12 protein-coding genes are annotated in these 12677 nt (G+C 71.3%); 9 read left to right on the top strand and 3 right to left on the bottom strand.

The window, feature by feature from the left end; genetic code table 11:
• The first annotated feature begins 325 nt into the window (after positions 1-325).
• Positions 326-1480: an ROK family protein gene (locus ACIRC0_RS20390; RefSeq protein ID WP_403617536.1), complete on the top strand. Its 1155-nt coding sequence runs from the start codon at positions 326-328 to the stop codon at positions 1478-1480.
• A 23-nt stretch (positions 1481-1503) separates the two neighbouring features.
• On the opposite strand, the gene ACIRC0_RS20385 is transcribed toward ACIRC0_RS20390, so the two are convergent.
• Both ACIRC0_RS20385 and ACIRC0_RS20380 read right to left on the bottom strand, forming a co-directional pair.
• The gene (locus ACIRC0_RS20385) at positions 1504-1953 is read right to left on the bottom strand and encodes a DUF5709 domain-containing protein (protein WP_403617924.1); all 450 of its coding nucleotides are present in this window, start codon (positions 1951-1953) and stop codon (positions 1504-1506) included.
• A 321-nt stretch (positions 1954-2274) separates the two neighbouring features.
• Entirely contained in the window at positions 2275-2976 is a 702-nt protein-coding gene (locus tag ACIRC0_RS20380) for a FadR/GntR family transcriptional regulator (RefSeq protein WP_403617535.1), read from the bottom strand.
• Between the two features lie 164 nt (positions 2977-3140).
• Here ACIRC0_RS20380 and ACIRC0_RS20375 point away from each other — a divergent pair, with 164 nt between their 5' ends.
• The 8 genes from ACIRC0_RS20375 (at position 3141) to ACIRC0_RS20340 (ending at position 11061) form a co-directional block, all read left to right on the top strand.
• Entirely contained in the window at positions 3141-4211 is a 1071-nt protein-coding gene (locus tag ACIRC0_RS20375) for a sugar ABC transporter substrate-binding protein (protein WP_403617534.1), read from the top strand.
• The gene (locus tag ACIRC0_RS20370; RefSeq protein ID WP_403617533.1) at positions 4208-5704 is read left to right on the top strand and encodes a sugar ABC transporter ATP-binding protein; all 1497 of its coding nucleotides are present in this window, start codon (positions 4208-4210) and stop codon (positions 5702-5704) included. Before ACIRC0_RS20375 ends, ACIRC0_RS20370 begins: the two co-directional genes overlap by 4 nt.
• On the top strand, positions 5697-6722 hold the full coding sequence (locus tag ACIRC0_RS20365) for an ABC transporter permease (protein WP_403617532.1): 1026 nt from the start codon (positions 5697-5699) through the stop codon (positions 6720-6722). Before ACIRC0_RS20370 ends, ACIRC0_RS20365 begins: the two co-directional genes overlap by 8 nt.
• A gap of 77 nt (positions 6723-6799) precedes the next feature.
• Positions 6800-8140: an L-fuconate dehydratase gene (locus tag ACIRC0_RS20360; protein ID WP_403617531.1), complete on the top strand. Its 1341-nt coding sequence runs from the start codon at positions 6800-6802 to the stop codon at positions 8138-8140.
• Positions 8137-8892, top strand: coding sequence for an SDR family NAD(P)-dependent oxidoreductase (locus tag ACIRC0_RS20355; protein WP_403617530.1), 756 nt, complete (start codon positions 8137-8139; stop codon positions 8890-8892). Before ACIRC0_RS20360 ends, ACIRC0_RS20355 begins: the two co-directional genes overlap by 4 nt.
• A complete protein-coding gene (locus ACIRC0_RS20350; protein ID WP_403617529.1) occupies positions 8889-9872 on the top strand; it encodes an aldo/keto reductase in 984 nt (327 codons plus the stop codon). The genes ACIRC0_RS20355 and ACIRC0_RS20350 overlap by 4 nt, the downstream gene beginning before the upstream one ends.
• Positions 9872-10225 (top strand): L-rhamnose mutarotase, encoded by a 354-nt coding sequence (locus ACIRC0_RS20345; protein ID WP_403617528.1) that lies wholly within the window; start codon positions 9872-9874, stop codon positions 10223-10225. Before ACIRC0_RS20350 ends, ACIRC0_RS20345 begins: the two co-directional genes overlap by 1 nt.
• Positions 10222-11061, top strand: coding sequence for an amidohydrolase family protein (locus tag ACIRC0_RS20340; RefSeq protein WP_403617527.1), 840 nt, complete (start codon positions 10222-10224; stop codon positions 11059-11061). The genes ACIRC0_RS20345 and ACIRC0_RS20340 overlap by 4 nt, the downstream gene beginning before the upstream one ends.
• On the opposite strand, the gene ACIRC0_RS20335 is transcribed toward ACIRC0_RS20340, so the two are convergent.
• Complete coding sequence (locus ACIRC0_RS20335; RefSeq protein WP_403617526.1) at positions 11049-12473, bottom strand: lipase maturation factor family protein; 1425 nt, start codon at positions 12471-12473, stop codon at positions 11049-11051. The two genes, ACIRC0_RS20340 and ACIRC0_RS20335, sit on opposite strands and share 13 nt — an antisense overlap.
• Positions 12474-12677: the final 204 nt, after the last annotated feature.

Below are 12677 nucleotides of genomic sequence, written 5' to 3'. Positions count from 1 at the left end.
CTGAGGGATCGAGGGTGGTGGGAGCTCCCTCGGTGGTGGTCGTCCCGGAGCGCCACCGAAGGAGAACAACTGAGGACCAACGGGGAATGTGTGGCCACGCCCCTCCCCGGCACGGATCCGTCCCGTCCGCTCCGACGAGGAGTGCGGCGAATGTAGCCACGGTTTCCTTCCAGCGTCAACATAGTTGACTCATAGAAACCCGCAGTCTCCGACGAGGAAGTCCAAGGCCGCTGCGCCCTGTCGCTCCTCAGGTCGATGCGAAGGGTGGCCAGGTGAGAGGGGCAAGCCGTTGATTTAGTTTCCTTGGGAAAGGTAAGGTCGCTCCATGAGCCTCGCCGACCAGCCCCCCGCCGCCGCCCTGGTCTTCCAGACGCTGCTCCAGCACGGCCCGCTGAGCCGTGCCGAGGTCGGGCGGCGGACCGGGCTGTCACCGGGAGCCGTCACCAAGGTGGCCACTCCGCTGATCGACGACGGGTGGATCGCCGAGGTGGGCCGGCCCACGGTGGAGCGGGCCAACGGCCGTCCGGCGACGCTGATAGCGGTCCGGGCCGAACGCGCCCGGTTCATCGGGGTCAAGGTCACCGGGGACGAACTCATCGGCGTGCTGGCCGACCTGACCGCTCAGCCGCTGGCGTCCCGGCGGGCCGCTCTCGGCTCGCGGGACGTGGGCAGCGTGGTGGTGGCGATCGCCCGCCTGGTGGATCAGCTGCGGGCGACGGCAGGCACGGCGGGGCCCGACGGGATCCACAGCATCGGGGTCGCCATTTCCGGCGACGTGGACGGCCAGACCGGCACCGTGCAGTACTCACCCTTCCTGAACTGGCGCCGGGTACCGCTGGCTCAGCTGGTCGAGTCGGCCACCGGCACTGCGACGGTCATCGAGAACGACGTCCGTGCCCTGACCGTGGCCGAGCAGTGGTTCGGTGCAGGTGCCGGCCTGTCGTCGTTCGCTGTGGTCACCGTCGGTGCCGGCATCGGGGCCGGTCTCTCCATCGGCGGCCGCGTGGTCTCGGGGGCGCACGGCGTGGCGGGCGAGATCGGCCATCTCCCGGTGGGCGGCACCGACCGCACCTGCACCTGCGGCAACACCGGCTGCGTCGAAGCGGTCGCCTCCACCCACGCGATCACCGAGCAGGCCCGCCAGGCCACCGGTGACCCGGAGTTGACCATGGAGAAGGCGGTCCGGCTCGCCCATGCCGGTGACCCCGCCGTCCGGGCCGTCTTCGCCCGCGCCGGGCATGCCATGGGCCTGGCGCTGGCCTCGGTCGCCAACCTCATCGGCCCGGAGCGGATCATCATCTCCGGTGAGGGCGTGGCGTCGTACGACCTGTTCGCCGATCAGATCCGGCAGACCTTCGCCGACCACGCCTTCGGCGCCGCCGCGGACTGTGATCTCGTGGTCCGGCCGCTGCCCTTCGAGGAGTGGGCCCGGGGCGGTGCCGCGGTCGCGGCCCAGCGCGTCTTCGCTCCCCTCAAGTAGGCGACCCCGGCGCCCGCCGTGCGTCAGTAGGTGTCGGAGTCGGGGACCACATGCATGGTGGCCTCCTCGGCCGATGCGCCGGCGCCGTCCAGCCCGACGTCGGAAGCGACCAGGTCGGAGTCGGTGTTCTCGTGACTGCCCTCGTCGGGCGCGAGCAGCCGTCCGGCACGCTCGTCGCCGACCTCGTCGTCGATGAGCTCGCCGTCCGTGTCCCAGGCGTCCCCGATGCCGTCGCCGTCCAGGACACCGATGTCCGGTACCTCCTCGGCAAGGCGCTCGTCCAGACTCTCCCCCCGTTGCCGCTCCGACGCCGTGACGCCCGTGTGCAGCACGCCCCAGGGCCGCTCCGGGGGAGAGTACCCCTCGTCCAGCGCCTGGTCACCGGCCCGGTAGTCCAGGGTGTCGGAGGCGTCCAGCAGCCCGGCGTCGTCCTGCACCTCGGAACCGTCCGGCTGGTAGACCTCGTCACCCATCGCTGCGTCGGCCACGTGCGCTCCTTCCCTGTGCGTGCTGTCTTTCTCGCAGACCTCGGGCAGCGGCAGTGGTCCAGGACTGCACAATCCTGGCCTGAGCGTGCAGAGTTCACCGCTCGCCGTCCGCAGGCCGTTGCCGGAAGCCGTGCGCGCGCCGAGCATGTGGGCCATGAGCCAAGCCGATGCCCCGAGGACCACCACCACGGCGTCCGGCGACTGGTCGCCATGCACCGGCACCGCTCTGGTCACTCGCACCGGCACCACTCTGGTCACCCGCACCGGCGCCGCTCTGGTCGCCCGCGCCGCCCGCGCCGCCGCCGTTCAGGAGGGCAGCTGGCTGCGCAGCCACTCCTCCACCTCGCCGACGTGCGCGGCGGCCGCCGCCCTCGCCGCCTCCGGGTCGTGCGCGGCCAGGGCGCGGTGGATCGCCGCGTGCTCGCGGCGGGTACGTGCGAAGGCGCCCTCTTCCTCATAGCCGCGCCACACACGGGCGCGGAACGTCCGCGAGGACAGGCCCTCCAGGATCGCCGCCATCGTCTCGTTGCCCGCCGCGACAGCGATCTCCCGGTGGAAGGCGAGGTCGTGCGCGAGGATCTCCTCCGGATCGTCCGTCGCGTTCATTGCCGCCAGGTGCTTCTCCACCTCGGCGAGTTGGTCCTCCGTGATACGGGCGGCCGCCAGCGCCGTCGCCGTCGACTCCAGGACCCGCCGCACCTCCAGCAGCTCCACCAGGCGCTGCCCGCGCGAGAGATCGGCCACCACGCCGAAGGTCTCCAGGAGGTCCCCGGCCTCCAGTTGGGTGACGTAGATGCCCGAGCCGTGCCGGGCCTCCAGCACGCCGAGGACCGTGAGCGCGCGGATCGCCTCCCGCACCGAACTGCGCGAGATGCCGAGCTGTGCCGCGAGGTCGCGTTCCGTCGGCAGGCGCTGGCCGGGCTCGAGCCGGCCCTCGGCGATCATCGCCTTGATCTGCTCGATGGCGCGCTGCGTCACGGTGCCCTTGTACGGGGCTGTCTCGTCCACGCCACTCCTCCAGTCACCGGGTGCGTCGCAGTCTAACCACCAAGGTGGTCGGACCACTATGGCCCGATGACGCGAAAATGTGCCGTCGAGGGGTGTTCTGGCGGGGGAGTGGTCTGATAAGTATGCGGGCAACTGCTCGAACACGCTCAACGAGGAGCTGCCAGATGCCCGGCAGAACACTGAGGAAGCGGAACAGGCCCCGGATCATCGGCGCGGCGGCCCTCGCCGTCGGCGCCTCACTCGTGCTCGCCGCGTGCGGCAGCACCAAGGACACCGGCGCCTCCAGTGCCGGCGGCGACGGCACCGGCAAGGTCGGGGTGATCCTGCCCCTGCTGACCTCGCCGTTCTGGCAGTCGTACAACGACTACGTGCCCAAGATGGCGAAGTCCGAGGGTGTCGACGCCCTCAAGACCGTCAACTCCAACAGCGACCCCTCGCAGCAGATCACCGACATCAACAACGAGCTCAACCAGGGCGTCAAGGGCCTGGTCGTCGCCCCGCTGGACAGCGCCGCCATCGAGGCGGGCCTCGACCAGGCGGAACGCAAGGGCGTCCCCGTGGTGGCCGTCGACGTGGCGCCCGACAAGGGCAAGGTCGCGATGGTGGTGCGCGCCGACAACGTCGCGTACGGCGAGAAGGCGTGCGACTACCTCGGGCAGCACATCACCAGCGGCAAGGTCGTGCAGATCATGGGCGACCTCGCGTCCGTCAACGGCCGCGACCGGTCCGAGGCGTTCCGCTCCTGCGTCAAGAAGAAGTACCCCAAGCTGAAGGTCCTGGAGATCCCCGCCAAGTGGGAGTCGGACACCGCGGCCTCCAAGCTGGACACCCTGCTGAACGCGAACCCCGACATCAAGGGCATCTACATGCAGGCGGGCGGGGTCTACCTGGCGCCCACCCTGCAGACCCTGAAGTCCAAGAACATGCTGAAGACGGCGGGCCAGAACGGCCACATCGTCATCGTGTCCAACGACGGCATCCCGCAGGAGTTCGACGCCATCCGCAAGGGTGAGATCGACGCCACCGTCTCGCAGCCGGCGGACGCCTACGCGAAGTACGGCATGTACTACATCAAGGCCGCGATGGCGGGGAAGACGTTCAAGCCCGGCCCCACCGACCACGACTCCACCATCGTCAAGCTGCCGAACGGCATCCTGGAGGACCAGCTGCCCGCCCCGCTGGTCACCAAGGACAACGTCGACGACCCCAAGCTCTGGGGCAACACGGTCAAATGAGCACACCACTGGTCGAGGCGAGGGGCATCGTCAAGCGGTACGGCCCCACGGTCGCCCTACAGGACGGACAGCTCACCGTGCTCCCCGGCGAGTCCCACGCCCTCGTCGGCCGCAACGGCGCCGGCAAGTCCACACTCGTCAACGTCCTCACCGGACTCCAGGCACCCGACGAGGGCACGATCCGCTTCGACGGCGAGCCCGCACCCCCGCTCGCCGACCGCGACGCCTGGCGCCGCAAGGTCGCCTGCGTGTACCAGAAGCCCACGGTCGTCCCGGAGCTGACGGTCGCCGAGAACCTGCTCATCAACCGGCAGCCCACCGGGCGCGGCGGCCTCATCAGCTGGCGGAAGCTGAAGGCCGAGGCCGCCGAGGTCCTGGCCACCTGGGACGTGCACGTCGACCCGGAGGCCCGCACCGCCGACCTCAAGGTCGAGGACCGCCAGATGGTGGAGATCGCCCGGGCGCTCAGCTTCGGCGCCCGGTTCATCATCCTCGACGAACCGACCGCCCAGCTCGACAACCGGGAGATCGAGCGCCTGTTCACGCGGATGCGCGCGCTCCAGGACTCCGGTGTCACCTTCCTGTTCATCTCCCACCACCTCCAGGAGGTCTACGAGGTCTGCCAGACCGTCACGGTCCTGCGCGACGCCCGCTGGATCACGACCGCCCCGGTCGCCGACCTGCCGCGCGCGGCCCTGGTGGAGGCCATGGCCGGGGAGGCCGTCGCCGAACGCGCGGCGGCGGTGCGGGACGCGGTCGCGGACGACGCGCCGGTCGCCCTCGAAGCCCAGGGGCTCACCGGACAGGCGTACCGGGACATCGACCTCACCGTCCGCCACGGAGAGGTCGTCGGACTCGCCGGCTCCAGCGGCAGCGGCAAGATCGAACTCGCCGAGACCCTGGCCGGACTGCACACCCCGGGCGGTGGCACGGCCCGGCTCGACGGCCGGCCGCTGCCGTTCGGCGACGTCCAGGCCGCGCTCAAGGCGGGCGTCGGCTGCGTACCCCGCGACCGCCACGAACAGGGTCTGGTCCCCGGCATGTCCGTGGGTGACAACGCCACCATGAGCGTCCTGGAGCGCCTCGGCCGCCACGGGTTCGTCGGCACCCGGCGCAAACGCGGCTTCGCCGACGACCTCATCCACCGCCTCGACATCCACGCCGAGGGACCCGACCAGCCCGTCTCCGACCTGTCCGGCGGCAACGCGCAGAAGGTCGTCATGGCCCGCGCCCTGGCCTCCGACCCGCGCCTGCTGGTCCTCATCAACCCCACCGCGGGCGTCGACGTCAAGTCCAAGGAGTCCCTGCTGTCCCGGGTCGACAGCGCCCGCGAGGACGGCACCGCCGTGCTCGTCGTCTCCGACGAACTCGACGACCTGCGCCGCTGCGACCGCGTCCTCGTCCTCTTCCACGGCCGGATCGTCGCCGAGCACCCGGCGGGCTGGCACGACCACGAGCTGATCGCCTCCATCGAAGGAGTGGACCATGGCTGACACCAAGGCCCCGCCGCTCACGCCCCTCCCGGTCCCGGACGCCCGCTCGGCCAAGGCCGTCCTGCTCCGCCGGGCCCGTGAACTCGCCCTGCTCCCGGCCCTGGTGCTGCTGATGGTGCTCGGTGCGTTCGTCAACGACTCCTTCCTCACCGAACGCAACATCATCTCCATCCTCGGCGCCTCCGCGGCCCTCGCGATGGTCGTGCTCGCCGAGTCGCTCGTCCTGATCACCGGCAAGTTCGACCTGTCCCTGGAGTCCGTGGTCGGCATCGCCCCGGCCGTGGGCGCCCTGCTCGTCCTGCCCGCCGCCCAGTCCGGCTGGGGCACCCTGTGGCCCGCCGCCCTCGCCCTGGTCGCGATCCTCGTCGTCGGCGCGGCCATCGGTGCCTTCAACGGCGTCCTGGTGGTCAGGTTCAAGCTCAACGCGTTCATCGTCACCCTCGCGATGCTGATCGTCCTGCGCGGTCTGCTGGTCGGCGCGACCAAGGGCAAGACGCTGTTCGGGATGCCCGACGCCTTCTTCACCCTGGCCACCACGACCTTCCTGCGCGTCCCGATGTCCGTGTGGCTGGCCGCGTTCGCCTTCGCGGTCACCGGGCTCGTCCTGCGCTACCACCGTGTGGGACGCGCCCTCTACGCGATCGGCGGCAACGCGGACGCGGCCCGCGCGGCCGGCATCCGCGTCGAGCGGGTGATGCTCGGTGTCTTCGTGGTCGCGGGCCTCCTCGCCTCCGTCGGCGGGATCATGCAGACCGGTTACGTCGGCGCGATCAGCGCCAACCAGGGCCAGAACATGATCTTCACCGTGTTCGCGGCGGCCGTCATCGGCGGCATCAGCCTGGACGGCGGCAAGGGCACCATGCTCGGCGCCGTCACCGGTGTGCTTCTCCTGGGCGTCGTGCAGAACCTGCTCACCCTGGCCCAGGTGCCGTCGTTCTGGATCCAGGCCATCTACGGCGGAATCATCCTCGTCGCCCTGGTGATCGCCCGGGTGACGACGGGCCGTGCCCAGGACTGACCCGCCTCGTTGTCGTACAGCGCCGTACGACGTACGCCCTCGTGTACGACCTTGTGTCCCGGACCGAAAGGCCTCCCGTGTCCCCAACTGCCGCCCGTATCACCGGGATCGACACCTTCGACATCCGTTTCCCCACCTCGCGCGAGCTCGACGGCTCCGACGCGATGAACCCCGACCCCGACTACTCGGCCGCCTACCTGGTGCTGCACACGGACGCCGGCGACGGCCTGGAGGGTCACGGGTTCACGTTCACCATCGGGCGGGGCAACGAGGTGCAGGTCGCCGCGATCGAGGCGCTGCGCGGACACGTGGTCGGACGGAACGTGGACGAGGTGTGCGCCGATCCCGGCTCGGTGTTCCACGCCCTGATCGGCGACAGCCAGCTCCGCTGGCTGGGCCCCGAGAAGGGCGTGATGCACATGGCGATCGGCGCGGTCGTCAACGCCGTCTGGGACCTGGCCGCCCAGCGCGCCGGCAAGCCGCTGTGGCGGCTGCTCGCCGACGCCGACCCCGAGTGGCTGGTCCGCCAGATCGACTTCCGCTACCTCACCGACGCGCTCACCCCCGAGGAGGCGCTGGAGCTGCTGCGGCGCGGCAAGCAGGGCGCCGAGGAGCGCACCGCCCACCTGCTGGACCGGGGCTACCCCGCCTACACCACCTCCGCAGGCTGGCTCGGATACGCCGACGACAAGCTCACCCGTCTCGCCGCGCAGGCCGTCGCCGACGGCTTCCGGCAGATCAAGCTGAAGGTCGGCGCGGACCTGGCCGACGACGTACGCCGCTGCCGGGTGGCCCGCAACGTCGTCGGCCCGGACGTGCGGATCGCCATCGACGCCAACCAGCGCTGGGACGTGGACGAGGCGATCACCTGGACCAAGGCGCTCGCCGAGTTCGACCCGTACTGGATCGAGGAGCCGACCAGCCCCGACGACATCCTGGGCCACGCGGCGATCCGCAGGGCCGTGGCCCCGGTGAGGGTCGCCACCGGCGAACACGTGCAGAACCGCATCATCTTCAAACAGCTCCTCCAGGCCGGGGCGATCGACGTGCTCCAGATCGACGCGGCCCGCGTCGGCGGCGTCAACGAGAACCTCGCGATCCTGCTGCTGGCCGCCAAGTTCGGCGTGCCGGTGTGCCCGCACGCGGGCGGCGTCGGGCTGTGCGAGCTGGTCCAGCACCTGTCGATGTTCGACTTCGTCGCGCTCTCCGGCACGACCGAGGACCGGGTGATCGAGTACGTGGACCATCTGCACGAGCACTTCCGGGACCCGGTGGTGATCCGGGAGGGCCACTACACCGCACCCGCCGCGCCGGGCTTCTCCGCCGCGATGCGGCCCGAGTCCATCGCGGAGTACACGTTCCCCGGCGGCACCTTCTGGGCCGCCGACCTCGAGGGCAGGAAGGGGCAGGCTGCATGAGCGACTTCGAGGGCCTCAGGGCCCTGGTGACCGGCGGGGCCTCCGGCATCGGGCGGGCGACCGCGGAGCTGCTGGCGGAGCGCGGGGCCCAGGTGGCCGTCCTGGACCTCGACCCCTCGCAGGTCGGCAAGCCGCTGCTCGCCCACCGGGCGGACGTCGGCGACGACGCGTCCGTACGGGCCGCCGTGGCCGCCGCCTTCGCCGGCCTCGGCGGTCTGGACGTGCTGGTCAACAACGCCGGCATCGGCGCCCAGGGCACGGTGGAGGACAACGACGACGAGCAGTGGCGGCGGGTGTTCGACGTCAACGTGCTCGGCATCGTCCGGACGACCCGAGCGGCGCTGCCGCACCTGAGGCAGTCCGCCCACGCGGCGATCGTCAACACCTGTTCCATCGCCGCCACGGCGGGCCTGCCGCAGCGGGCCCTGTACAGCGCCAGCAAGGGCGCCGTGTACTCGCTGACCCTCGCCATGGCCGCCGACCACGTCCGCGAGGGCATCCGCGTCAACTGCGTCAACCCCGGCACGGTCGACACGCCGTGGGTCGGCCGCCTCCTCGACGCGGCCCCCGACCCGGCCGCCGAAAGGGCGGCGCTGGAGGCCCGCCAGCCCACCGGCCGCCTGGTCACGGCCACCGAAGTGGCGGGCGCCATCGCCTACTTGGCGAGCCCCCTGTCCGGCGCGACCACGGGCACGGCGCTCGCCGTGGACGGCGGCATGCAGGGCCTCAGGCTGCGGCCGGTGGGCCGGTGAGCGCGCTCGGCGGGAGCGGCGTCGAGGTCAGCCCGCTGGCCTTCGGCGCCGCCGGGATCGGCAACCTCTACAGCGACGTGAGCGAGGAGCAGGCGTACGACGCGGTCCAGGCCGCCTGGCAGAGCGGGATCCGCTACTTCGACACCGCCCCGCACTACGGCCTCGGCCTGTCCGAACGCCGCCTCGGGGCCGCCCTGCGCGAGCACCCCCGCACCGCGTACACGGTCTCCACCAAGGTGGGCCGCCTGCTCCAGCCCACGGATGAGGGCGGCGACGACCGCGCGAACGGCTTCGCGGTCCCCGCCACCCACCGCCGCGTCTGGGACTTCAGCGCGGACGGCGTACGACGCGCTCTCGAGGCGAGCCTCGAACGGCTCGGCCTGGACCGTGTCGACGTGGTCTACCTGCACGACCCGGACGACCACGCCGAGCAGGCGTTCGGCGAGGGTTACCCGGCGCTGGAGAAGCTGCGCTCCGAGGGCCTGGTGGGGGCGATCGGCGCGGGCATGAACCAGGCCGGGATGCTGACCTGGTTCGTGCGCGAGACGGACGTGGACGTGGTGCTGTGCGCGGGCCGGTACACCCTGCTCGACCAGCGCGCCCTGACCGAGCTGCTGCCCGCGGCGGCCGAACGCGGGGTGTCGGTCGTCGTCGGCGGCGCCTTCAACTCCGGCCTGCTGGCGGACCCGCGGCCGGGCGCCACGTTCAACTACGCCACGGCACCCGAGGAACTGCTCGACCGCGCTCTGCGCCTGAAGACGCTGGCGGAACGCCACGGCACCACGCTGCGGGCCGCGGCCCTGGCGTTCTGCTCCGCGCACCCGGCCGTGGCGAGCGTACTGGTGGGCGCCCGCTCGGCGGCCGAGGTGCGCGACTGCGCCGAGCAGTTCGCGGCGACCGTACCGGCCGGATTCTGGCAGGAGCTGAGAGAAGCCGGCCTCCTGCCGCCGCACGCCCCCGTGCCCACCGAGGAGCCGTGATGAGAGTAGCCCTGCACACCAAGGTCCGTGCCGACCGCGTCGGGGAGTACGAGGCCGCCCACCGGGAGGTGCCGAAGGAACTCACGGACGCGATCCGTGCCGCCGGAGCGGCCTCCTGGACGATCTGGCGATGGGGGTACCCCCTGCTCGAGCGAAGCCGAGAGCTTGGGGGAGGGACCGACCTCTTCCACGTGCTGGAGTGCGAGGACTACGGGCGGCTGCTGGCCGAGCTGGAGAAGCTGCCCGTCAACGTCGCCTGGCAGGCACGGATGGCGGAGCTGCTCGACGTGGTGCACGACTACTCGGCCCAGGGCGCGGACGCGGGCCTGCCGGTGGTCTGGGAGCTGCCGTGACCGTGGACGCGCACCACCACGTGTGGGACCTCTCCGTCCGCGACCAGGACTGGATCAGGGGCCCGGAACTCGAGCCGATCCGCCGCAGCTTCACGATCGCGGACCTGGAACGTCAGGCACGCCCGGTCGGCGTGGACCGCACCGTACTGGTGCAGACGGTCACCGTCGCCGAGGAGACGCCGGAGTTCCTGGCCCTGGCGGAGCGGAACGAGATCGTCGCGGGCGTCGTCGGCTGGACGGACCTGACGAGCCCCGGCGTGGCGGACACGCTGGCCCGCCTGCGGGAGCTGCCCGGGGGCTCGTATCTGCGCGGCATCCGCCACCAGGTCCAGGGCGAACCGGACCCCGAGTGGCTGCTGCGCCCCGACGTACGCCGGGGCCTTGCCGCCGTCGCGGACGCGGGCCTGGTCTACGACCTGCTGGTGCTGCCCCGGCAACTCCCGGCATGCGTCAAGGCGGCGGAGTCGCTCCCCGAACTCACCTTCGTACTCGACCACTTGGGCAAACCCCCGATCGCCTCCGGAAACCTGGAGCCCTGGGCATCCGACATCCGTGCCCTCGCCGCCCTGCCGAACACGGTCTGCAAGCTGTCGGGCATGGTGACGGAGGCGGACTGGAAGACCTGGCGGGTGGAGGACCTGCGCCCCTACACCGACACGGTCCTGGACGCCTTCGGCCCGTCCCGGCTGATGTTCGGCTCGGACTGGCCGGTGTGCACGGTGGCGGCGTCGTACGCGGACGTCTCGGACACGGCGGCGGCGCTGACGCAGGGCCTTGGCGACGACGAGCGCCACCAGATCTTCGAGGGCACCGCCACCCGCGTCTACCACCTCTGAGCCACCGGCGCGGCCAGCCGGGTCGGTGGCATGAACTCGCGGACGTAGGTGCGGTGCCAGCAGGCCCCCGTCTCCCGCAGTTCACGCCACGTCGTGTACCGGTAGCGGAAGAGGCGCGCCCGGATGTACCGCGGCGGTTCGTCCGGCGGGAAGGGGGAGCGGCGCAGGAGCTTCAGGGTGTCGCGGTCGTTCTCCAGCAGACGTTCCACCAGGCCGCCGAACCAGGACCCCGCGTACGCGGGGGACAGTGCCGCGAACCACATCAGCCAGTCGAGCCGCAGGTGGTACGGGGCGAACTGGCGCGGCCAGTGCCGTGGATCGCCCGGTTTGCCCTTGAACTCGTACTCCCGCCACTCGGAGTCCTCCCGCGGCAGGTCGTCCGCCGTGCCCTCCACCACCACCTCGTACCGGATCCGGCTGACGCTGCCGAACGCGCCGTAGGTGTTGACCAGGTGCAGCGGGTCGAAGGAGCGGTTCATGATCTGGCCGCGGGAGATCATGTTGCGTACCGGGTGGTAGCCGAGGGCGAGCAGGCCCGCGCCGATCACCAGGACCAGGACCTCGTACCACAGGGGAGCAGCGGGGACCTTCGGGGCAGTGGTGGGGAACAGGACCGCCGACAGGCCCAGCACGATCGTGATCCAGTTCAGCCAGGAGAAGTTGCCCGAGAGGACCAGCCACAGCTGCGTCACGATCATCAGGGACGCGGCGGCCGTCGCGACCGGCTGCGGGGTGAAGAGCAGGACCGGGACGACCAGTTGGGTGACGTGGTTGGCCGCCACCTCCACCCGGTGCAGCGGCTTCGGCAGATGGTGGAAGAACCAGCTCAGCGGGCCCGGCATCGGCTGCGTCTCGTGGTGGTAGTCCAGGCAGGTCAGCTTCCGCCAGCAGGCGTCCCCACGCATCTTGATCAGCCCGGCGCCGAACTCCAGACGGAACAGGATCCAGCGCAGCAGGAACAGCACCACGATCGGCGGCGCGACCTTGTCGTTGCCCAGGAACACCGCCAGGAAGCCGACCTCCAGCAGCAGCGACTCCCAGCCGAAGGAGTACCAGGTCTGGCCGACGTTGACGATCGACAGGTACAGCAGCCACGGGATCAGCCACAGCGCCATCCCCGCCCACAACGGCACCAGCGAGTCGGCCCCGGCGACCAGCGCCGCCGACACCGCGCACCCCGTCCACGACCAGGCGGCGAAGAAGCGGTCCGAGTAGTGGAAGTGGAAGACGCTGGGCGCCAGTTTGAACGGCACCCGGGCGACGTACCGCGGCACCGGCAGCATGCCGCGCTCCCCGATCAGCGCCCGGAACTGCAGCGCGGCGGTCAGGAAGGCGACGAGGTACACCACCGCCAGAGCCCGCTGGAAGACCAGTCGGCTCAGCCAGTACTCCGGTGCGACGAACCAGTCCACGGCAACCGCTCCTCTCCCTCCAGTGTCACCCGGTACCCCCGGCCGAACCGGTCAGCCCGTGACTCCGTGTACACCTCGGCTCGGCTTGCGTAACCCGGTACGACGGCGGCGGCCGGGCCCACGCGGCCGTACCGGACCGCCGGGCCGGGGCCCTGGACGACCGCGCCGGCAGAAGTCGAAGAATCCGGCAATCCCTGGCATGGT

Source organism: Streptomyces sp. NPDC093984 (assembly GCF_044764595.1).
GTDB lineage: Bacteria > Actinomycetota > Actinomycetes > Streptomycetales > Streptomycetaceae > Streptomyces > Streptomyces cynarae.
This window is presented reverse-complemented; position numbering and strand designations above follow the sequence as displayed.